Source organism: Streptococcus sp. 27098_8_12 (assembly GCF_041432115.1).
In the GTDB taxonomy this organism is placed as follows: domain Bacteria; phylum Bacillota; class Bacilli; order Lactobacillales; family Streptococcaceae; genus Streptococcus; species Streptococcus parasanguinis_V.
Window position 1 is genome coordinate 37,811 of the sequence record NZ_JAPVZA010000016.1, and the last position, 22,075, is coordinate 59,885.

Consider the following 22,075-nt stretch of genomic DNA (forward strand, 5'->3'; position numbering starts at 1 on the left):
ATGAAAGAATTTTATGAGACCTATAAGGTCTATCTGACGCGAAAAAATTTAGAAATAGCAGCAGTAGTCGTGATTATTCTATCTGCTTTGATGGTTTTCCTTTCAGCCATTCCAGGTCAGGGCGTCTTGACCTTGGACAAGGGTGCGATCCGTTACGACGGAAGTTTGGTCCGTGGCAAGATGAATGGCAAGGGAACCGTCACCTTTAAAAATGGGGATACCTATACAGGTAACCTCGTCAACGGCTCTTTTAGCGGCTATGGTAAGTTTAAGTCCAAGGATGGTTGGACCTATGAAGGGCAGTTTGTTAACGGCCAGCCGGAGGGCAAAGGCACCTTAACCACAGAAGCCAACGTCGTATACAAAGGAACATTCAAGCAGGGGATTTATCAAAATGCGCATTAAATGGTTTTCACTAGTCCGTGTTACAGGACTCTTATTGGTATTGCTTTACCATTTCTTCCAAAAAGCCTTTCCTGGAGGCTTTATTGGGGTAGATATTTTCTTCACCTTCTCAGGATTTTTGATTACAGCGCTCTTGATCGATGAATTTGCGCGCAAGCAAGGAATCGACTACCTGGCATTCTTGAAACGGCGCTTTTACCGGATCGTACCACCCCTTGTCTTTATGGTCTTGGTCGTGATGCCCTTTACCTTTATGGTCCAACGGGACTACGTGGCTGGTATTGGGACTCAGATTGCGGCGGTCTTCGGTTTTGTGACCAATTTCTTTGAGATGGCAACGGGTGGTAGTTACGAAAGCAACTTCATTCCGCACCTCTTCCTTCATACCTGGAGTTTGGCCCTAGAAGTGCATTACTATGTGCTCTGGGCACTTTTGGCATGGTTCTTGGCTAAGCGAGCTAAGACTGTTGGGAAATACCGAGGCATGCTCTTCCTGGCATCCAGCGGGCTCTTTCTCTTCACCTTCTTGTCCATGTTCATCCGCGCCTTTCTGACAGCTAATTTCTCTACTATCTATTTTTCTAGCTTCACTCACATCTTCCCCTTCTTTGCGGGATCATGTCTAGCAACGGTGACAGGGATTGCCAATGTCAGCCCGAACTTTACAAAATTGGTGCAGTCTTGGAGTATGAAAAAGACCTTGTCAGTCTTGGGTGGAAGCTTTGCCTTCTTGTTTGTGCTCAGTCTTTTCTTGCCATTTGATAGCTTGTGGACCTATCTGTTTGGCTTTTTAGCAGCGACAATCGCAGCTTGTGCCATGATTCTGTCGGCCCGCATTCTCCATGAAAAGACTCCAGATAAAAAAGAACCAGCTATCCTCAATTTCTTGGCAGATACCAGTTATGGTGTCTATCTTTTCCACTGGCCTTTCTTTATCATCTTCTCTCAACATTTGGGAAATATGATGGCAGCCCTTGTGACGACGATCGTTTCCTTGATTCTAACGGCTCTGTCCTTCTATATTTTGGAGCCAACCATTGCAGGCAAGGAGCCTCGTGTCTTTGGCATGAAGATGGATCTCAGCTTTTTGACCAAACCGATCTTTTACCTCATGATTCCACTGGCTCTCTTGATGGTTGGAATCTCCGCCTTTGCACCAACCGTTGGAGCTTTTGATGAGAGTTTGGTAGTGAGTGGGCTCAATCAAGCAGACAGCAAAATGCAGGTCACACGGACGCAGGTGGATAATGCGACTGCAACAGACTATAACGTCTCAAATGGTGTGACCATGATCGGTGATTCGGTTAACTTGCGAGCGCAGGACTACCTGACTAAAGCCATCCCTGGCATCCAGATTGATGCAGTGGTGAGCCGTCAGTTGGAAAATGGAATGAAGGTCTTTGAGACTGACATCTCCAATAAAGTTCTCCTAAAAAATGTGGTCATTGCCCTAGGAACCAATACTGTAAGCAACTACAAAGAATTGCTGGATCAGTATGTTGAGAAACTTCCAAAAGGCCGTCGCTTGATCCTTGTGACACCATATGATGGTCGCTATGCCAACGATCAGTCCAGTGAATCGGTTCAAACGCGTCTTTATGAGTTGGAACTAGCCAAGAAATACGACTTTATCACCATTGCGGACTGGTACCAAGTAGCAATTGAAAATCCAAATATTTGGGTGGGAACAGACTCTGTTCACTTCAATATGGAAACCAATGGTGGAGAACTCTATGCTCAAACAGTCAAAGAAGCCCTTGATAAGGCCGAAAAGGGTCCGGTCAAGAAGTAAAAATGCTTCTCTGAAACTGAAACAAAACAAATCCTAACAAAATAAAACAAAAAGCAACTTTTTACTTGTAAAAAGCTGCTTTTTTTAGTAAGATTAAGAAAACGCTTACAAAAATCAATTGAAAATATCACTTTGTGAAGAAAAAATTTTTTTAATTATTTTTTCACAATTTTGTTAAATAATTGCTTTCACAGCAATAGGATTGATAAAGTTTTCACAAACTTCAAAAAATTCTTTGTGAAAGTTGCTTGGAAGTGTTTACAAAAATCTCAAAATAGAGTACAATTATATTGTGAAATAATTAACAAATCGAAATTTCTTACACTATTCTTGAAAATTTCCGAAAACATGAAAAAGTTCTAGAAAAGGATAAGGGTTTCAAACATTGGAGGAAAGCATCAAATGGCTGATAAAAAAACTCTCTCACCTGAAGAAAAGAAACTCGCTGCTGAAAAACACGTAGACGAGTTGGTGCAAAAAGCGCTGGTGGCGCTTGAAGAGATGCGCAAATTGAATCAGGAGCAAGTGGACTACATTGTGGCGAAAGCATCTGTAGCGGCTCTTGACGCTCACGGTGAGCTCGCTCTTCATGCTTATGAAGAAACTGGTCGTGGAGTCTTTGAAGACAAGGCGACGAAGAACTTGTTCGCTTGTGAACACGTAGTAAATAACATGCGTCACACCAAGACAGTTGGGGTCATTTCAGAAGATGACGTCACTGGTTTGACCCTTATTGCTGAGCCAGTCGGTGTTGTCTGCGGGATCACACCTACAACCAACCCTACTTCAACAGCAATCTTTAAAGCATTGATTTCCTTGAAGACACGGAACCCTATCGTCTTTGCCTTCCACCCATCTGCTCAAGAATCATCAGCTCATGCGGCACAAATCGTACGCGATGCGGCAATTGCAGCTGGAGCACCTGAGAACTGTGTGCAATGGATTACCCAACCTTCTATGGAAGCAACTAGTGCCCTGATGAACCATGAAGGAGTTGCGACGATCCTTGCGACCGGTGGTAACGCCATGGTGAAAGCGGCTTATTCTTGTGGAAAACCAGCTCTTGGGGTAGGTGCCGGAAACGTACCTGCTTATGTTGAAAAATCAGCTAATATCCGCCAAGCAGCACACGATATCGTCATGTCTAAATCATTTGACAACGGAATGGTTTGTGCGTCTGAACAAGCGGTCATCATCGATAAAGAAATCTACGATGAGTTTGTTGAAGAATTCAAATCTTACCACACTTACTTTGTCAACAAAAAAGAAAAAGCCCTTCTTGAAGAGTTCTGCTTCGGTGTGAAAGCGAACAGCAAAAACTGTGCGGGTGCGAAATTGAATGCGGACATCGTTGGGAAACCAGCAGCATGGATCGCTGAACAAGCTGGCTTCTCTGTACCAGAAGGAACCAATATCCTTGCGGCAGAATGTAAAGAAGTTGGCGAAAAAGAACCGTTGACTCGTGAAAAATTGTCACCAGTCATCGCTGTCTTGAAATCTGAAAGCCGTGAAGACGGAATTAACAAAGCTCGCCAAATGGTTGAATTCAACGGTCTTGGTCACTCAGCAGCCATCCATACAGCTGATGAAGAATTGACCAAAGAATTTGGTAAAGCAGTTAAAGCCATTCGTGTGATCTGCAACTCTCCTTCGACTTTCGGTGGTATCGGGGATGTTTACAATGCCTTCTTGCCATCATTGACACTTGGATGTGGTTCTTACGGACGCAACTCTGTTGGGGACAACGTTAGTGCCATCAACCTCTTGAATATCAAAAAAGTCGGACGCCGGAGAAATAACATGCAATGGATGAAACTTCCTTCAAAAACATACTTTGAACGTGATTCAATTGAATACCTACAAAAATGTCGTGACGTCGAACGTGTCATGATCGTTACAGACCACGCTATGGTAGAGCTTGGTTTCCTTGATCGTATCATCGAACAGCTTGACCTTCGTCGCAACAAGGTGGTTTACCAAATCTTTGCAGACGTAGAACCAGATCCAGATATCACAACTGTTGAACGTGGTACAGAGATCATGCGTGCCTTCAAACCAGATACCATCATTGCTCTTGGTGGTGGATCACCAATGGATGCGGCCAAAGTTATGTGGCTCTTCTACGAACAACCAGAAGTGGACTTCCGTGACTTGGTACAAAAATTCATGGATATCCGTAAACGTGCCTTCAAGTTCCCATTGCTTGGTAAGAAGACTAAATTTATTGCGATCCCAACAACATCTGGTACAGGATCTGAAGTAACTCCATTTGCCGTTATCTCTGATAAAGCAAACAACCGTAAATACCCAATCGCAGACTACTCATTGACTCCAACAGTTGCCATCGTAGACCCTGCCTTGGTATTGACAGTTCCAGGATCTGTTGCAGCAGACACTGGTATGGACGTCTTGACGCACGCGACAGAAGCTTACGTATCACAAATGGCTAGCGACTTCACAGATGGTCTTGCTCTTCAAGCTATTAAACTTGTCTTTGAAAACTTGGAAAGCTCAGTCAAGAATGCGGACTTCCATTCACGCGAAAAGATGCACAATGCGTCAACCATCGCAGGTATGGCCTTCGCCAATGCCTTCCTCGGTATTTCTCACTCCATGGCCCACAAGATCGGTGCGCAATTCCACACCATCCACGGACGGACCAATGCCATCTTGCTTCCATACGTTATCCGCTACAACGGTACACGCCCAGCTAAGACAGCTACATGGCCTAAGTACAACTACTACCGTGCAGATGAAAAATACCAAGATATCGCTCGTATGCTAGGACTTCCATGCTCTACTCCAGAAGAAGCCGTTGAAGCTTACGCAAAAGCTGTATACGAACTCGGTGAACGCTGTGGTATCGAAATGAACTTCAAAGCACAAGGAATCGATGAAAAAGAATGGAAGAAACATTCTCGTGAATTGGCCTTCCTTGCTTATGAAGATCAATGTTCACCAGCTAACCCACGTCTTCCAATGGTAGACCATATGCAAGAAATCATCGAAGATGCTTACTATGGTTACAAGGAACGTCCAGGACGTCGTAAATAAGACGCCAAGGAACAACTGATGTTTATCAGCTACCCCCACTCGAAAGAGCGGGGGATTTTTGCTATTTGGGTCCAAAACTCGTTTTTTCATAAAAAATTAGACTTTTTTTCAGAAATTGTGTTATTTTTATAGCATTCCGAGCTATTTTATGTTACCCTATAGTGTGTGAATCTGCCTGTAGCTGAAGGGTTATGATCCTTTTTCAGTTATAGGAAACGAAAAAATAAATCCAAGAAAGGAGGCCATCTCAAATGGAGTTAGAAGGTGACGTGCAAGGAAGACAAGATCAGGCACAGAAAATTATTGAAATGCCCCAACGAGATCGGGAAACTTCCACTTCAGAAAATCAGCCATCATCTGCTTCGGTGGTCTCCATGTATGGGCAGGAAAGGCCAAGTATTTCTAGCCTCCATCAGCAACTGGCAGGCGCGTCTGGGACCCAGACCATTCAATTGCGGGAGGAATTGGTGCTGGCGGTAGCGCAGAATGCTTCAGCGAAAGCAACTGCCTTTGAGGCAGAAGTCAAGGATAAACTGGAAGAGGCTAAGGAGACGGTTTCCCATAAGGTCGCTGAGGTGTCTCAAATGGCCCACAGCATGGCCCAATTTTTAACAGATGCAGAGGTGGAGCAACTATTAGGAGAGTTCTCCATGGATACTTGTTGGGACCAAGCGGTAGAGGCGGAGAATCTCGCCCAAGCAAAGGCCTATTCCACTCGCTTGTCAGATTTGGCAGGTCAGCTGGAGGCTGCATCAGCTCAATTGGTGGACTTGGACAAGGGACAAGCGACGGCCTTTGATTTTTCATAAGTAGGAGAAAAAGATGTTAGAGATCCTGGGAGAGGACAGAGAACGAATTGAGGAGCTCCATCGAGAGATTAAAAAGGAGCAAGAGCGGATTGCGATCAGAAGTTTAATTGCAACGCAGAAAGCCTTGATGATGTTGGAAGGGATGAGTTTGCAGGTAACCTTGGGCGGTCAATCCGAAAAGATGCGCTCTTTTGCTACAACGACCCTAGTTAGTGATTTGAAAGATGGATTTACAGGAGGAGCAGCGGACGCGGTAGAAACAGCACTGAAATCAGTGAAGAAGCCGATTTTATTGAGTCCGATTAAAGGAGGTATGTGATGTACCATTCAGGAAATAGTGAATTAGAACAACTAGAAGATCGACATTACCGCTTCAACCAGAAACTTAGTGAGTTGGAGTGGGATTATGCGGATATGCGTATGGATGTCCGCCAACATACAGAAAATTTAGTAGACTGGTTGAGTGCCATTCATTTTCAAGCGCCAAGTGCGGAGGCTCAAAGTGGCTTGGAGCGTTTATTTGCCTTGCAAGAAGAATTTGAGGCAGAACTCAAGCGCTATGAAGAGCGTTTAGAAGAAGAACGCGAGCGCGAGCAGCAAGAGTACTATAAGCAGCGCCAACAATTAGAACAAGGTGATTGAAACATTCCTCTGGTAGAGATAAGAGGAATGTTTTTGTTTGCTCAAAAACTTTTAAAAATGTGCTCATAAATTCTTGCAAGCGCTTACTTAGTATGTTATAATATTCACAAAGAAACGAAAATAAAATGGTTTTATCAAACCAACAAAAAAGGAGTCGCTTATGAAAGCTGCAACTTATGTATCTGCAGGCAATCTGCAACTGCTGGATCAACCAAAACCAGTGATCAAAAATCCAACGGATGCCATTGTGCGTGTCTTGAAGACAACCATCTGTGGGACAGACCTTCACATCCTAGGAGGAGATGTGCCAGCTTGTAAAGAAGGCACGATTTTAGGCCACGAAGGAATCGGGATCGTCGAAGAAGTCGGCGATGCAGTGAATAACTTCAAGGTAGGCGACAAGGTCATCATCTCTTGTGTCACAGCTTGTAATACCTGCTACTACTGTAAACGTAGTTTGCCTTCTCACTGTGAAGATGGTGGTTGGATTTTGGGTCACTTGATCAACGGAACCCAAGCAGAGTATGTCCACATTCCACATGCGGATGGTAGTCTTTATCATGCGCCTGAAACTGTGGATGACGAAGCCTTGGTCATGCTCTCAGATATTCTCCCAACCTCTTATGAAATCGGGGTCCTCCCATCTCATGTAAAACCTGGGGACAATGTCTGTATCGTTGGAGCTGGTCCGATCGGTCTTGCAGCTCTCTTGACTGTGCAGTTCTTCTCACCAGCTACGATTATCATGGTGGACTTGTCTGAATCTCGTCTTGAAGCGGCTAAGAAATTTGGAGCAACTCACACCATCTGCTCCAGCGATATCGCTGAAATCAAGGCCTTTATCAATGAAGTGACCGAAGGTCGTGGTGTCGATATCTCCATGGAATGTGTGGGCTATCCTGCTACCTTTGATGTCTGCCAAAACGTCATCTCTGTCGGTGGTCACATCGCCAATGTCGGTGTCCACGGAAAACCAGTTAGCTTCAATTTGGACGAATTGTGGATCAAGAACATTACCCTCAACACTGGTCTTGTCAATGCCAATACCACTGAAATGTTGCTCAATGTCTTGAAATCAGGCAAGATCGATGCGACCAAGCTTATCACCCATCACTTCAAACTCTCAGAAGTTGAAAAAGCCTATGATGTCTTTAAACATGCGGGTGAAAACCATGCACTCAAGGTGATTATCGAAAACGATATCAGTGAATGAAGTGGCAACTAATATTTGTTCATAGTTTTTTTAGACGGACCAGAGATATTCTGGTCCTATTTTCAATCCAAAATAGCAGATGATTCCTTGCAAAATAAATTCATTATCTTATAATAGAAGTGCAGAAAACGATTACATAAAGAGAAAGGTGTGATCTTATGAAACGGTTTTGTTATCATCGTGAATTCTGGATGGACTTCCATTTCTGGATCTTGGTCTTGCTTTTAGCGGCTGTAGCTTTGACGATGCGGGCTCCGCTTTCGGTAGTTAGCCTAGCTTATCTTGCTTTTGTTGGGATTTTGATCCTTCTTCAGGTCTTTCAACCACCTGTATCGCCACGTCAGTATCCAGAAGGTAGCTACCATTTCAATTGGACCTTCTATCGCGATACCCGACTGTATATCGATCTCTTTTTACTAGCAGGTCTCTTGGCAGGACCAATTGCTTCATCGGATATGGTCTATTGGATCTTGCTTGGAGCCGTCGTCGGCTCTATCGGCTTTGTATTTGTCGTAAAGGAAAAAGCAACTCAAAAGATGGCCTAGGTAGATGATATGGTTTCAGTATTATAGAGTAAAAATACTTCTTTAGAATAATCAAAAAACCAAGAAGGATGAGATAAAACTCATCCTTCTTGGTTTTTTAAATAGGGAGACCATATTAAGATTTTCGAGAACGTTGATTAGAAAGTTTTTTGTTTTCCCAGTAGCTATTAAAGACAATTTCCTTTTGTTCTCGACTTTTATTAAGGAAATGAGCATAGATCAAATCGACCACAATGAGGAGTGGTAAAATGGCGGAGATTCGATCGATATAGGTACTACTAGGAAGAGGTGCGGCCGGTAACACTTCTGTGAATCCTTGGTGGATGGCGGCCGGGTTAGCCGTCACAAGAACCGTTTTAGCCCCTTTTTCTTTGGCGTCCAGGAGACTGTCTGTAATGGAGTTGGTGCCTCCTGACAATGAGAAACCGATGACTAAACAAGAGGAATCGAGAATACTGGTCGTCCAAGCAAAGCCATCTTGATCAGTCAAGGCTTCACAAACGACGCCCAGTCGCATAAAGCGCAATTTCATTTCTCGAGCAACTAAACCGGAACTACCGATCCCGAAGAAATAGACTCGGTCTACTTGATCGATTAGTTCAGCTACCCGATCTAATTGGGAATCTTTTACCAGACTTTCAGTGACGTTACTGATATGGTGGTAGCGTTGCAAGACGCTCAGCGTCAGCTCGTCATGCTCTTGCACCTGTTTTTGATTTTTGGTTTCTTCGTTAAAGTGATAGACAAATTCCCGATAGCCGGAAAAACCACATTTTTGAGAGAAACGCGTTAAAGCTGCCTTTGAAACATGGAGTAACTCCGTTACACGAGAAGAGGACAGGGAGTGCTGTCGTGCTTCGGATGATAAAAAATATTGGGCAATGTCGCGTTCCATATCTGTTAACTCAGCTTCATGGCTGGCGATAATGGCGCGTAAATCTTGATCTTGTTTCACAGCAATCCTCCTTTCTCACAGGATGAAATAACAGGATGCTCCTATAATATATTACACATTATAACATGGGTAACCGCTTTATTCAAGTAAAAGAAATCAAGAAATACTGAAACTAGGAACAGGATATGCGAAAAGAAGAGAACGCTACCAATCTTGGCAGTAGGGGCTTGCTGGCTGTCCAAAATTTTCTGAAAATTCCCGGTTGGGCCTGAACAAACGATATGAATTGTGGTATAATTTAAGATAATTGTACTGTTGTTGGAAGAACAATGGTTGAATAAGGAGGTGTGACGATGTCGAATGCAACACTCGAGATGATGCAAGAGATCGAGCAAGCTGCTCAGGGCGTGATCGTAGGCTATGAAGCTCAAGTTGAACAAATCCGAACGGATTCGCGCGATCGCCTTGCAACAGTGGCACAGCATTACGATGAGGAAACCAAGCAATTGGTCACAGAGGCAGAAAAAAACGCCCAGGAAAGACTCGTCCGTTTAACGAAAGATCTGGAAGAAACGGTTGCGCGCAATGATGCTAAAGTACAGCAAGCGATGACCGATAAGCGAGCTGGGTTAGTTGAAGCCATTGTAGAAAAGGTGGTAGCAAGCTATGGCCGTTAGTCAGATGCAAAAACTATCCCTCATCTTGCCCAAAGATGACTTGGACAGTCTCCTACTAGCGCTACAGTCTGAGGCAAAAATCCATATTTATGACCTCAGTGAACAGGAAGAATGGCAGGCTGCCTTTGAGGCAAATACCTTGTCTCAACCCTTGACAGAGGACAATCGTCAAGCCTTGGTAGAGCTGCAAAAACGTCAAGAACAAGTTGAAAAAATGATTCAGACTCTGGAGCCCTACATGCCTGAGAAAAAGGCCCTGCAAGCTCTAAAGGAAGAACCCTTAAGTTTGTCTTTTGATGACTTGCAGGCCCACGGGATGATTCGAGATGAGGCTCTTCTATTGACCAAGTTGAAACGCCAATTGCGCGTGTTAGACAAGGCTCGTCAGAAGATTGCGGATGCAAAGGGAGAGATAGAGCGCTTAGAAAAATGGCGACCGTTAGAGGTGACGCCAGCTGCTCTCGCTAATTTTCACTATGTGCATGGCTTGATCGGGACGATTCCGAATAGTGATACAGACGCTGTTCGTTCTTCCTTAAAAGCTCATCCAGAGCTGGAGTTAGAAGAAGTCTTTACGTCTGAAACCGAACACGGCTATGTCATCTTGTATCGTTCGGGAGATCGTGTAGCTGTTCAGGAGCTTCTAGAAGATCATGGGTTCAAAGAATTGGACTATGAAGAAGAGCAGGTCCCGGCCGCCTACTTGGATCGCCTAGAAGGAGAAATTAAGGAGCAAGAAGCTGTAGTTGCAGCAACCCTAGCCGAGTTGCAAAACTCCCAGAAGGAGTTGGACCAGCTCAAGTACCAGATGGATTACTTGCTGAGTTCGGGAGCTCGTGAGGAAGCCAAGTCGCTTCTTGCCAGCACGCAAAGCTTGGTAGCCCTAGAGGGTTGGATTGAAACCTCCCAAGTGGCCTCATTGCGAGACTTCTTGCAAGAAGGTTTTGGTTCTCGGGTCTTACTAGAGACGCGCGATGTGACGGAAAAAGATTGGGATGACGTTCCGATCCAGTTGCGAAATAATGCCTTGGTAGAGCCCTTTGAATTAGTCACAGAGATGTACGCCCTGCCTAAGTATTACGAGAAAGATCCGACACCGATCGTTTCTCTCTTCTACTTTGTTTTCTTTGGCATGATGGTCGCAGATATCGGTTATGGACTGTTGCTAACGGTAGCGACAGGCTTTGCCCTTAAAGCCTTCAAGCTCAAGCCTGGTACAGCCAAGAACCTTCGTTTCTTCAGTCTCCTCGGGGTTTCAGTTGCCCTTTGGGGGGTGGTCTATGGCTCTTTCTTTGGATTTGAGATGCCTTTTGCCCTGATCAGTACGACCAGCAACGCTATGACCATCCTGATCCTCTCAGTGGTCTTTGGTTTTGTCACTGTCTTAGTGGGACTGTTCCTAGGGGGGATGAAAAATGTCCGCCTCAAAGACTACACGGAAGCCTATAATGCGGGCTTTGCTTGGGTTTTGATCCTACTTGGCTTAATGCTTCTAGCAGTAGGCAATATCTTACCAGGGATGAGCGTCCTAGTTCCGATTGGTAAGTGGCTAGCTATTTTGAATGCCATTGGGATCTTGATTGTTTCCATTGTCAGTGCCAAGAAGCTGTCCGGTTTAGCGTCTGGTCTCTTTAACCTCTACAATGTCAGTGGCTATGTCGGAGACTTGGTCAGCTTCACCCGTTTGATGGCTTTGGGATTGTCTGGAGCGAGTATCGGTTCAGCCTTTAACCTGATTGTCAATCTCTTCCCACCGCTTGGACGGTTTACGGTAGGGCTTGTGCTCTTTATCGTCCTACATGCCATTAACATGTTCCTGTCCTTCTTGTCAGGATATGTGCATGGAGCCCGTTTAATCTTTGTGGAGTTCTTCGGTAAGTTCTACGAAGGAGGAGGCAAGCCATTTCGTCCTCTTAAACCTTCTGAACGCTATATTAAAACAAAAAAATAAGTATTATCTTAAAAAAATAGGAGTATATTCATGGAATCTTTAGCATCATATTTTTCAGCCCATGGGGGCGCCTTCTTTGCAGCATTTGGTGTGGCGATCGCAGTCGCACTTAGTGGGATGGGATCTGCCCTTGGGGTTGGTAAAACGGGTCAAGCAGCAGCAGCCCTCTTGAAAGAACAACCCGAAAAATTTGCCCAAGCCCTGATTTTACAATTGTTGCCAGGTACACAAGGTTTGTACGGTTTCGTTATCGGGATCTTGATCTGGTTGCAAATTAAGCCAGATATGCCACTTGAAACAGGGGTTGCTTACTTCTTTACAGCTCTTCCAGTTGCGATCGTTGGTTATTTCTCAGCAAAACACCAAGGAAATGTTGCGACAGCAGGGATGCAAATCTTGGCAAAACGTCCTGAGGACATGATGAAAGGGGTTATCCTTGCGGCCATGGTTGAAACCTATGCCATCTTGGCCTTCGTTGTGTCCTTCCTATTGACCCTACGCGTCGGCTAAGAGCTAGCTTTGATGGATTCGCCTTACGAGGCGAAAAACACAAGACGCATGCAATAGGAGAAAAAACGATATGGATGAACAAACCCAATTAAAGGATTCGATCTTGGCCCAAGCCCATGAAAAAGGGCGTAAACTCTTAGAAGAGGCCAAGGAAACCATCCTAAAAGAAGAGACTGCACAAGAAGAGCGTTTGATTCAAGACAAACTCAATCAACGCTCCGAGCAGCTCAAGCGGATTCAACGTCAATTGCAACGTGAAACCCAACAAATCGAAAATAAAAAACGCCAATCAACCCTTGTCACCAAGCAACGAGTCTTAAAGGATCTCTTTGCGGATGCTTATGAAGCAATGGCGGCTTGGCCCCTTGAAAAGGAAATGCAGTTTGTAGATGCGATTTTAGACCGCTATCAAGGGCAAGTTGTGACTCTGACCTTTGGGGTGGTGAGTGCTAGCAAATTTGATCCAGCAGCTCTCGATAGATTGAAGCAGACTCATCAGAATGTGACAGTTGCGGATGCGACAATCCCAGCTCAGGCAGGCTTTGTCTTGTCGGTTGGGAAGATTGATGACAACTATCTCTACCGTGATTTGGTGGATTCTATTTGGGAGCAAGAAAGCTACCAGATGGCAGCCAGCATTTTCACCGACGAAGAGAACTAGGAGGTTGCAATGAGCGAACGGACCTATTCTCAAGTTAATACAGGAATCAGCGTACGTGAGGCTAGTTTTGTCAGTCCCAGTCAGTTCGAGCAGTTGCTTGCAAGTCCCTCCAGTGAGAGCCGAGAAGGCTTGCTACAAGGGACATCTTATGCTTTAGACAGCCACGAGATCAAGGATTTAGCAGCCCTTGAAGAGCGTCTGATGGCAGCCTTGTTGGCGGAATACCAATGGGCTTTTGAGGTAAGCCCTCAGTCAGACCTGGTTAGCCTGTTTACCTTGAAGTACACCTATCATAATCTCAAGGTTTATCTAAAACACAAGGCGACAGAGCGCAAGTTGGGGCATTTATTGATCCCCGTCGGTCCTTATTCTCTTGATGTGCTCGAGCATTTGGTGGCGACCTTTTCTGCGGAGCATTGTCCGGCCTTTATGGCGGAAGAAGTGGCTGCAACTTGGCAAGAATTCCAAGACTATCAGGACTTGCGGGTCCTCGAAATCGGGATGGACTTAGCTTATTTTAAACACCTGAGATGCTTAGGGGACAGCCTAGATCATCCGATTCTGAAGCAGTTGGTGGACGTGACCATTGACTTTTACAATGCGATTACAGTTAAGCGGGCCTTGGATCAGCAAAAACCGCATAGCTTTATGCACCAATTACTTTCAGATGAAGGGAGCCTCAGTGCCCATCAGGTGATCGACCTGCTAGAATCCGGTCAGTGGTTGACCTGGTTTTATCAAGTCAATCCGCTGGAGTACGATCTCGCCTTAGAGACTTATGAAGAAAAGATGCGCACCGGTCAACTAAAGACCGTAGAGTTGGAGTATTTAGAAAGCTTGGTGAAATTCAGTCTTCTAGACGCTGGCCGTTTTGAAGTCGATGGACCACTCCCTCTTGTTCGTTATCTTTACGGGAAAGAGTTAGAGGTGACCAACCTTCGTTTGGTCCTCTCTGGTTTGGACAATGGTTTTCCGCTAGCAGACATCAAAGAAAGGATGAGACCGATTTATGGACAAACAGACCTATAAGATCGCAGTTGTGGGCAATCGGGACGCCATCCTTCCTTTTCGCCTGATTGGCTTTCAAACCTATCCGGTCACAGAGCCACAAGAAGCGATCAATACCCTGCGAAAACTCAGTCGGGAAAACTTCGGGATTATCTACCTGACAGAGGATATTGCTCAGGCTATTCCAGATACAGTGGCTTTTTACGACCAGCAGCTGACTCCGGCTCTGATCCTTATCCCGACCCATAGAGGAACTACGGGACTGGGCCAACAGCGGATTCGTGATAATGTCGAAAAAGCAGTAGGACAGGATATTTTATGAGAACAAATGAATTTGGCCAAGCGATTGGCGATGCACTGCCGGATTTTACACCGGGGCGTCTGCCAGCTATTGAGCGGATCGAAGGTCGCTATACCGTGATCGAGCGCCTCTCAAAAGAAAAACATGGAGCAGATCTTTATCAGGTCTACGGGCCGGACTCTCCAGCAGCGATGTGGACCTTTCTGTTCAAAGGCCCTGCCCGCAATGAAGAGGAGTGGGACCACTTATTAGATGATCTCATGACAGCCCAAGGTCGCTTTTACTATGCGATTGTAGACAAAGATTCAGGCAAGGCTTTGGGAACTTTCTCTCTCATGCGGATCGATCAAGCTAATCGGGTGATCGAAGTCGGAGCAGTGACCTACTCACCAGCGCTCCAAAAAACACGCATGGCTACGGAAGCCCAGTATCTCTTAGCGCGCTACGTGTTTGAAGATTTAGGCTACCGCCGCTATGAGTGGAAATGCGATGCCTTAAACCAAGCATCTCGCAAAGCAGCTGAGCGCTTAGGGTTCACCTATGAAGGCTGTTTCCGTCAGGCTGTTGTTTATAAAGGTCGGACCCGTGATACAGACTGGTTGTCCATCATTGACCAAGAATGGCCAGCTATCAAACAGCAGCTAGAAACTTGGTTGGATCCAAGCAATTTCGACGCCAATGGCCAACAAAAGAAAGCTCTAAGAGAGATAGCACAAAAGTAAAACAAAGAAACAAAGGATTCCCAGGAGGAATACATGACTCAAGGAAAAATTATCAAAGTTTCCGGTCCCTTGGTGGTTGCATCAGGGATGCAGGAGGCCAATATCCAAGACATTTGCCGGGTCGGCGATCTTGGTTTGATTGGCGAAATTATTGAGATGCGGCGGGACGAAGCCTCTATCCAAGTATATGAAGAAACGTCTGGAGTTGGTCCAGGAGAACCAGTTGTAACAACCGGAGCTCCCCTTTCTGTTGAATTGGGACCAGGCTTGATCTCTCAGATGTTTGACGGGATCCAACGCCCCTTGGAACGCTTCCAAGAAGTTACTGCCAGTGACTTTTTGGTTCGTGGGGTGCAAGTTCCAAATCTAGATCGTGACACCAAATGGGCCTTCGAACCAAGTGTGACAGAAGGGACAGAGGTGGTCGCTGGAGACATCGTCGGTACCGTTCAAGAGACCAATATGGTGGAACACCGCATCATGGTGCCTTTTGGTATGAGTGGACGTGTGACCAAGATCGCAGCAGGTTCTTACACAGTGGAAGAGCCGGTCTATGAGATCGAGCAGGCAGATGGTAGCCTCTTTACTGGAACCTTGATGCAAAAATGGCCGGTTCGTCGAGGCCGTCCCTTTGCACAAAAACTGATTCCAGTGGAACCTTTGGTCACCGGTCAACGGGTCATCGATACCTTCTTCCCTGTTACTAAAGGTGGAGCTGCAGCAGTTCCTGGTCCTTTTGGAGCTGGAAAAACAGTTGTGCAACACCAGGTGGCTAAGTTTGCCAATGTAGACATCGTAATTTACGTTGGTTGTGGGGAACGCGGAAATGAAATGACGGACGTTCTGAATGAATTTCCAGAATTGATCGATCCAACGACCGGTCAATCCATCATGCAACGGACCGTTCTGATCGCCAACACTTCGAACATGCCAGTAGCTGCGCGGGAAGCTTCCATCTACACAGGGATTACCATTGCCGAATACTTCCGCGATATGGGCTACTCCGTTGCCATCATGGCCGATTCGACATCGCGCTGGGCGGAAGCTCTTCGTGAAATGTCTGGTCGTCTAGAAGAAATGCCAGGGGATGAAGGCTACCCAGCCTACCTTGGTAGCCGGATCGCCGAATACTACGAGCGTGCAGGTCGGGTCAAGACACTCGGGACCACTGCGCGTGAAGGTTCGATTACCGCCATCGGTGCTGTTTCTCCTCCGGGTGGAGACATTTCAGAGCCGGTCACGCAAAATACCTTGCGGATTGTCAAGGTCTTCTGGGGATTAGATGCTCAGTTGGCGCAACGTCGTCACTTCCCAGCCATCAACTGGTTGAGTTCTTATTCTCTTTACCAAGATGAAGTTGGTCGCTATATCGATCTACATGAACAAATCAGTTGGTCTGAAAAAGTGACCCGCGCTATGAATTTACTTCAAAAGGAAAGTGAATTGCAAGAAATCGTCCGCTTGGTTGGTCTAGATTCCTTGTCTGAAAAAGACCGCTTGACCATGAATGCGGCTAAGATGATCCGTGAAGACTACCTGCAACAAAATGCCTTTGATGAGGTCGATACCTATACCTCTTTCAGCAAGCAGGTGGCCTTGTTGACAAACATTTTAACCTTTGACCAAGAAAGTCAAAAAGCATTAGAATTAGGGGCTTACTTCACAGAAATCATGGAAGGAACCGTGGCTCTTCGAGACCGCATTGCCCGGAGCAAGTTCATCCATGAGGATCAGTTGGCAACCATTCAAGCCCTGAAAGAAGAAATCGTAGAAACCCTACACCAAATCGTCGCAAAAGGAGGAGTAGACAATGAGCGTGATTAAAGAATACCGTACTGTCAGCGAAGTTGTTGGCCCCTTGATGATTGTCGATCAGGTCGAAGGGGTTCACTACAATGAACTAGTAGAAATCAAACTCCATGACGGAACGACCCGTCAGGGACAAGTCCTCGAAGTCCAAGAAGACAAGGCCATGGTCCAGCTCTTTGAAGGATCTAGCGGGATCAACTTGGAAAAAGCCAAAGTCCGCTTTACCGGACGTCCCCTAGAACTCCCTGTGTCTGAAGACATGGTCGGACGCATCTTTAACGGGATGGGCAAACCTATCGATGGCGGTCCGGAGATTATCCCAGAGAAATACTTGGACATTGATGGACAAGCCATCAACCCTGTTTCACGGGACTATCCAGATGAATTTATCCAGACAGGGATCTCAGCCATTGACCATTTGAATACCTTGGTTCGGGGCCAAAAACTCCCAGTATTCTCAGGTTCTGGTCTTCCTCACAAGGAGTTGGCGGCTCAGATTGCTCGTCAAGCAACGGTTCTTAATTCTGAAGAAAACTTCGCCGTGGTCTTTGCGGCCATGGGGATTACCTTTGAAGAAGCCGAGTTCTTTATGAACGACCTTCGGGAAACTGGGGCCATTGACCGCTCGGTCCTCTTTATCAACCTAGCCAATGACCCAGCTATCGAGCGGATTGCGACTCCCCGGATCGCCTTGACAGCTGCCGAATATTTGGCTTATGAAAAAGACATGCACGTCTTGGTTATCATGACCGACATGACCAACTACTGTGAAGCCCTTCGGGAAGTATCTGCTGCCCGCCGGGAAGTTCCAGGTCGTCGGGGTTATCCAGGTTACCTCTATACCAACCTCTCAACCCTCTACGAACGTGCAGGACGCTTGGTTGGAAAGAAAGGATCTGTGACCCAGATTCCAATCCTCTCTATGCCAGAAGATGACATCACCCACCCCATCCCTGACTTGACAGGCTACATCACCGAAGGTCAGATTATCTTGTCCCGTGATCTCTACAATAGTGGTTACCGCCCACCGATCAATGTTCTTCCATCCCTTTCTCGTTTGAAGGACAAGGGTTCTGGTGAAGGCAAGACTCGGGAAGACCATGCGGCGACCATGAACCAGCTCTTTGCGGCCTATGCCCAAGGAAAACAAGCCAAAGAATTGGCCGTAGTGCTTGGGGAGTCTGCCTTGTCAGATACCGACAAGCTCTATGTTAAATTTACGGACCGCTTTGAGCAGGAATACATCAATCAAGGTTTCACTACCAATCGGACGATTGAGGAAAGTTTGGATCTCGGTTGGGAACTCTTATCCATCCTTCCAAGAACAGAGCTTAAACGGATCAAGGATGAGATGATTGACAAGTATCTGCCAAACAAAGAGGGTTAGCCTATGGCACGATTAAATGTAAAACCAACTCGGATGGAGCTTAATATTCTCAAAGAGCGCCTCAAGACAGCAACCCGAGGGCACAAGTTGCTCAAGGATAAGCGGGATGAACTCATGCGCCGTTTTATTGAAGCTGTGCGTGAGAATAATCGCCTGCGCCAAAAGGTGGAGGCAGCGCTGGTGGGCAATATGCAAGATTTCGTGATGGCCAAGTCCTTAGAGAGCGACCTCATGGTGGAAGAAATCTTTGCCGTTCCTACGCGAGAAGTGATGCTCCATATCGAGGAAGAAAATGTCATGAGTGTGCGCGTGCCCAAGCTCCATGCCCGTATCGATAATCCATACGGAGATGATGAAGGGGACGTGGTTTATAGCTACCTCGCCTCCAACAGTCAAATGGATAGCACGATCCAAGAAATGGGGGCTCTACTCCCAGATTTGCTCAAGTTAGCGGAAATCGAAAAAAGCTGCCAACTCATGGCAGATGAAATCGAGAAAACCCGCCGTCGAGTGAACGGACTCGAGTATGCGACTATCCCAGACCTCAAAGAGACCATCTACTATATCGAAATGAAACTCGAAGAAGCCGAACGCGCCAACCTCGTCAGAATCATGAAGGTAAAATAAGATACAAAGCCGTTAAGCAACTCAAAGGAAAATAGGGAGCAGGACAGAAGCACTGTTGTATAGAATGCTTCGTTGTCCTGCCCCCACAAGGCTGATTAGGATTTTTCCGAGCTCTTAAAGCGAGAGAAAAATCCAATCAGCTACTGTGCCTTTGAAGTTAGTACTATTACAGTTTGCGTTTTTCACACAACTTTTCAGCCGGCCTCAATTGCTTTAAAAATACAAGAACCTCATCAAGAAACCATTCCTAGATGAGGTTCTTTTGCACCCTCGTACTCTTCTTCCACTACCCTATTTTTATGTTACTAGTTTGTAACAATGTGACAAGAAAGACGAAATATTACAAGAAAAATACAGTTTTGTTAAATAGACAAAAAGACCTTTTATTATTTTTAAATTGTGATAAGATAGAGTAGTAGTTCATTTGTTCAAGAAAATATTGAGCAAAAAAACAATGAAAAAAGAGGATAAAAGATGAAATTAAAAGTTAATACGAAAGCCTTGATCGCTTCAACAGTAGCTCTTGCAGTGATTCCATTTACAAAAGCCACTGCAGAAACACTTGAAGATTGGGTAGCTCGCTCAGTAGATGAAATCAAACATGATATCCAACAAAGCGGTGAAAACCAACAAACTTATACCATCAAATATGGTGATACATTGAGTTCGATCGCAGAAGCGCTTGGAATCGATGTACATGTGTTGGCAAACTTGAACAACATCAGCAACATGGATTTGATCTACCCAGGTACTGTTTTGAAAACAACAGTAAATGATCAAAAAGAAGTAACTTCAGTTGAAATCCAAACTCCTCAAGCAGGTGCGACAGATACAACCGTTGCAAGTGCTGACTTGACAACAAACCAAGTGACAGTTGATGACCAAACAGTCGCTGTCAACGATTTGTCTAAACCAGTAAACGAAGATAACAAAGCTGTTCCAGTAGCTCCAGCAGCGGAAACTCAAGAAGCCCCAGCGGAAGCTCCTGTAGTTGAAGTACCAGCAGCAGAAACACCAGCACAACCAGCTGTTCCAGAAACACCAAACTACGGTGCTCCAGCTGTTAATGTTGAAGTGCAAAATCAAGAAGCAGCCCCAGCTGCTGCTCCTGAAGCTCCAGCAACTCCTGAAGCTCCAGCTGCTCCTCAATCTGCTCCAGTAGCAGAAGAAGCTCCAGCACAACCAGCAGCAGTAGAAACTGCTGCAGCACCTGAAGTGCAACCAGTAGCATCAACTCCAACAACTGGTAATGCTATTCCAACTGATCCAAACCTTCAACCACAAGCATAAGCTTTCCGTCAAGAAATCGCTGCAAAATTTGGTATCACAAACATTGGTGGTTACCGTGCAGGTGATCCAGACGATCATGGTAAAGGACTTGCAGTAGACGTAATGGTTCCAACAAGTTCTGAACTTGGAGATCAAGTTGCTCAATATGCAATTGACAACATGGACCGTGCAGGCATCTCATACATCATCTGGAAACAACAATTCTACATGCCAGTAGACAACATTTACGGACCAGCTAATACATGGAACCAAATGCCAGACCGTGGTGGAGATACAGCAAACCACTACGATCACGTACATATCTCATTTAACGGATAATAAAACTTTGAACTAGGACAAGTGCCTAGTTCTTTTTTTGTATGCACAAAAAAGGCCGGAAGACGAATCTTCCAGCCAGACGATGGTTATAAAATATGATCGACTTTTTCCACCTGATAAAGGGCAATCGCCATGATAATGGTTAAGACCAGTAGCATAAGAATGGCAGGTGTCCAAGAGTGGAAGAGAGATTTACTGTAGCCGAAGAGGATTGGACCAAAGGCTGCAAAGACGTAGCCACCTGTTTGGGCAAGACCGGAAAGTTGAGCTGTTTTTTCAGGTGTGCTGGATTTCATAGAGAAAGCGACCATGAGGTAAGGGAAAAGCGAACTAACGGAACTTCCAATCAGGGCATTTAATACCAACCAGTAGAAGAAGTTGCTGGTCGGGATTAAGAGCATGGCTACCCCCAGAATCCCTGCTCCGACAACAATCGTAAGCATCAAGCGTCGATTGCGATCGGATAACCGTGTGGTCAAACTTGGGATCGTCAGGGAGAATGGGAGACTGATCAGGGTGAACACGGAGGCCAGTAGTCCAGATTCAACCTTTGAAAGGCCAGCTTGAACAGCCATGGTCGGAAGCCAAGTCATACTTGTGTAAAAAAGCAGTGACTGCAAGCCCCCAAAAATCATGATAGCCCAGACATATTTATTGGTATACCACTTGCTACTAGATTCTGTAGTAGCCGTCTTTTTTAGATGGTGGTTGTAGTGAAGGTTAGGAATCCAGATGACCAAAGCAAGAGCACACAAGGCTGTCAAGATGTTGACCAAACCTTGCCAAGAAGTGGCTTTGGTGATCGGAACAGCGACAGAAGAGGCGATCGCTGTGGACATCCCCATAGAAGTGATGTACAAAGTGGTCAGAATGCCTAGTTGGCGGGGTCTGTTCGCTTGAATCAGGCTTGGAAGCAGCACATTGAGAAAGGCGATGCCAGCTCCAATCAAGATGGTTCCCAGATAGAGGAAGGGGAGGTTGATAATCCGAATGGCAGATCCGATCGTAATCGCGATCAAAACTAGGAAAAAGAGGCGCTCAATCCCCAACCTTTTAGCAAATTGAATCGCAAAAGGTGAGAAAATGGCAAAGGTGAGAAGTGGCAAGCTAGTCAATAGTCCCAGAGAGCTCACATCCACCCCCAAACCAGCTGCGATGTCAGACAAGACTGTCGGAAGTGTAGTAAATGGTGTCCGTAAAACAATCCCAAGCATAATGATGCCTGGGACGAATAACATAGAATGTGTTTTTTTCATAAATCCTCCTCAGACAAAAATTCTCTTCATTATAACATAGATTGAGCACAAATTGGAGTATTTGTACAAATGAAGGAGAAGGACCGTAGTTTTCGCTTCGCTCAAACTGCGTCAACGTACCTAAACTCGCTGATGCTCGTAAAAAGAATAAGGAACGTAGTTTTCGCTTCGCTCAAACTGCATCAATATCTCTAAATTCGGTT

20 protein-coding genes and 1 pseudogene are annotated in these 22,075 nt (G+C 45.6%); 19 read left to right on the forward strand and 2 right to left on the reverse strand.

Annotated features, from left to right (window positions below):
- The 8 genes from O3629_RS07740 (at window position 1) to O3629_RS07775 (ending at window position 8,460) form a co-directional block, all read left to right on the forward strand.
- Window positions 1-405 carry a membrane protein gene (locus O3629_RS07740; RefSeq protein ID WP_049483966.1) on the forward strand — a complete coding sequence of 135 codons (405 nt, stop codon included), beginning with the start codon at window positions 1-3 and terminating at the stop codon, window positions 403-405.
- A complete protein-coding gene (locus O3629_RS07745; RefSeq protein WP_049472667.1) occupies window positions 395-2,197 on the forward strand; it encodes an acyltransferase family protein in 1,803 nt (600 codons plus the stop codon). The genes O3629_RS07740 and O3629_RS07745 overlap by 11 nt, the downstream gene beginning before the upstream one ends.
- A 402-nt stretch (window positions 2,198-2,599) precedes the next feature.
- Window positions 2,600-5,251, forward strand: a complete 2,652-nt coding sequence (adhE, locus tag O3629_RS07750) for a bifunctional acetaldehyde-CoA/alcohol dehydrogenase (RefSeq protein WP_021154214.1) — start codon at window positions 2,600-2,602, stop codon at window positions 5,249-5,251.
- 251 nt (window positions 5,252-5,502) lie between these two features.
- Complete coding sequence (locus tag O3629_RS07755) at window positions 5,503-6,060, forward strand: hypothetical protein (protein ID WP_298621131.1); 558 nt, start codon at window positions 5,503-5,505, stop codon at window positions 6,058-6,060.
- Window positions 6,061-6,073: 13 nt separating this feature from the next.
- Window positions 6,074-6,379 carry a hypothetical protein gene (locus tag O3629_RS07760; protein ID WP_003002376.1) on the forward strand — a complete coding sequence of 102 codons (306 nt, stop codon included), beginning with the start codon at window positions 6,074-6,076 and terminating at the stop codon, window positions 6,377-6,379.
- Window positions 6,379-6,702, forward strand: coding sequence for a hypothetical protein (locus O3629_RS07765; RefSeq protein WP_298621128.1), 324 nt, complete (start codon window positions 6,379-6,381; stop codon window positions 6,700-6,702). The genes O3629_RS07760 and O3629_RS07765 overlap by 1 nt, the downstream gene beginning before the upstream one ends.
- Window positions 6,703-6,862: 160 nt before the next feature.
- Window positions 6,863-7,915, forward strand: coding sequence for a zinc-dependent alcohol dehydrogenase family protein (locus O3629_RS07770; protein WP_021154216.1), 1,053 nt, complete (start codon window positions 6,863-6,865; stop codon window positions 7,913-7,915).
- 158 nt (window positions 7,916-8,073) lie between these two features.
- Window positions 8,074-8,460 carry a hypothetical protein gene (locus O3629_RS07775; protein ID WP_042766440.1) on the forward strand — a complete coding sequence of 129 codons (387 nt, stop codon included), beginning with the start codon at window positions 8,074-8,076 and terminating at the stop codon, window positions 8,458-8,460.
- A gap of 115 nt (window positions 8,461-8,575) precedes the next feature.
- Here the strand turns inward: O3629_RS07775 and O3629_RS07780 are convergent, their stop codons facing one another.
- Window positions 8,576-9,415 carry a MurR/RpiR family transcriptional regulator gene (locus O3629_RS07780; protein WP_227223471.1) on the reverse strand — a complete coding sequence of 280 codons (840 nt, stop codon included), beginning with the start codon at window positions 9,413-9,415 and terminating at the stop codon, window positions 8,576-8,578.
- Between the two features lie 293 nt (window positions 9,416-9,708).
- Here O3629_RS07780 and O3629_RS07785 point away from each other — a divergent pair, with 293 nt between their 5' ends.
- From O3629_RS07785 to O3629_RS07835, 11 genes and pseudogenes are all read left to right on the forward strand, one after another.
- Window positions 9,709-10,032: a hypothetical protein gene (locus tag O3629_RS07785; protein WP_003009429.1), complete on the forward strand. Its 324-nt coding sequence runs from the start codon at window positions 9,709-9,711 to the stop codon at window positions 10,030-10,032.
- Window positions 10,022-11,983, forward strand: a complete 1,962-nt coding sequence (locus tag O3629_RS07790; RefSeq protein WP_371608991.1) for a V-type ATP synthase subunit I — start codon at window positions 10,022-10,024, stop codon at window positions 11,981-11,983. Before O3629_RS07785 ends, O3629_RS07790 begins: the two co-directional genes overlap by 11 nt.
- A gap of 30 nt (window positions 11,984-12,013) precedes the next feature.
- Window positions 12,014-12,493 carry a V-type ATP synthase subunit K gene (locus tag O3629_RS07795; RefSeq protein ID WP_003009435.1) on the forward strand — a complete coding sequence of 160 codons (480 nt, stop codon included), beginning with the start codon at window positions 12,014-12,016 and terminating at the stop codon, window positions 12,491-12,493.
- Window positions 12,494-12,563: 70 nt separating this feature from the next.
- Window positions 12,564-13,154 (forward strand): ATP synthase subunit E, encoded by a 591-nt coding sequence (locus O3629_RS07800; protein ID WP_045760119.1) that lies wholly within the window; start codon window positions 12,564-12,566, stop codon window positions 13,152-13,154.
- A gap of 9 nt (window positions 13,155-13,163) precedes the next feature.
- Window positions 13,164-14,183 carry a V-type ATPase subunit gene (locus tag O3629_RS07805; RefSeq protein ID WP_371608992.1) on the forward strand — a complete coding sequence of 340 codons (1,020 nt, stop codon included), beginning with the start codon at window positions 13,164-13,166 and terminating at the stop codon, window positions 14,181-14,183.
- Window positions 14,164-14,484 carry a V-type ATP synthase subunit F gene (locus tag O3629_RS07810; RefSeq protein ID WP_003009443.1) on the forward strand — a complete coding sequence of 107 codons (321 nt, stop codon included), beginning with the start codon at window positions 14,164-14,166 and terminating at the stop codon, window positions 14,482-14,484. The genes O3629_RS07805 and O3629_RS07810 overlap by 20 nt, the downstream gene beginning before the upstream one ends.
- Entirely contained in the window at window positions 14,481-15,185 is a 705-nt protein-coding gene (locus O3629_RS07815) for a GNAT family N-acetyltransferase (RefSeq protein ID WP_156671608.1), read from the forward strand. Before O3629_RS07810 ends, O3629_RS07815 begins: the two co-directional genes overlap by 4 nt.
- A gap of 33 nt (window positions 15,186-15,218) precedes the next feature.
- Window positions 15,219-17,009, forward strand: a complete 1,791-nt coding sequence (locus O3629_RS07820) for a V-type ATP synthase subunit A (protein WP_371608993.1) — start codon at window positions 15,219-15,221, stop codon at window positions 17,007-17,009.
- Complete coding sequence (locus tag O3629_RS07825; protein WP_061455899.1) at window positions 16,996-18,381, forward strand: V-type ATP synthase subunit B; 1,386 nt, start codon at window positions 16,996-16,998, stop codon at window positions 18,379-18,381. Before O3629_RS07820 ends, O3629_RS07825 begins: the two co-directional genes overlap by 14 nt.
- 3 nt (window positions 18,382-18,384) lie before the next feature.
- Complete coding sequence (locus O3629_RS07830) at window positions 18,385-19,008, forward strand: V-type ATP synthase subunit D (RefSeq protein ID WP_371608994.1); 624 nt, start codon at window positions 18,385-18,387, stop codon at window positions 19,006-19,008.
- Window positions 19,009-19,482: 474 nt separating this feature from the next.
- Window positions 19,483-20,616, forward strand: a pseudogene (locus O3629_RS07835) (LysM peptidoglycan-binding domain-containing protein).
- A gap of 86 nt (window positions 20,617-20,702) precedes the next feature.
- Here the strand turns inward: O3629_RS07835 and O3629_RS07840 are convergent.
- Window positions 20,703-21,872: a CynX/NimT family MFS transporter gene (locus tag O3629_RS07840; protein ID WP_371608995.1), complete on the reverse strand. Its 1,170-nt coding sequence runs from the start codon at window positions 21,870-21,872 to the stop codon at window positions 20,703-20,705.
- Window positions 21,873-22,075: the final 203 nt, after the last annotated feature.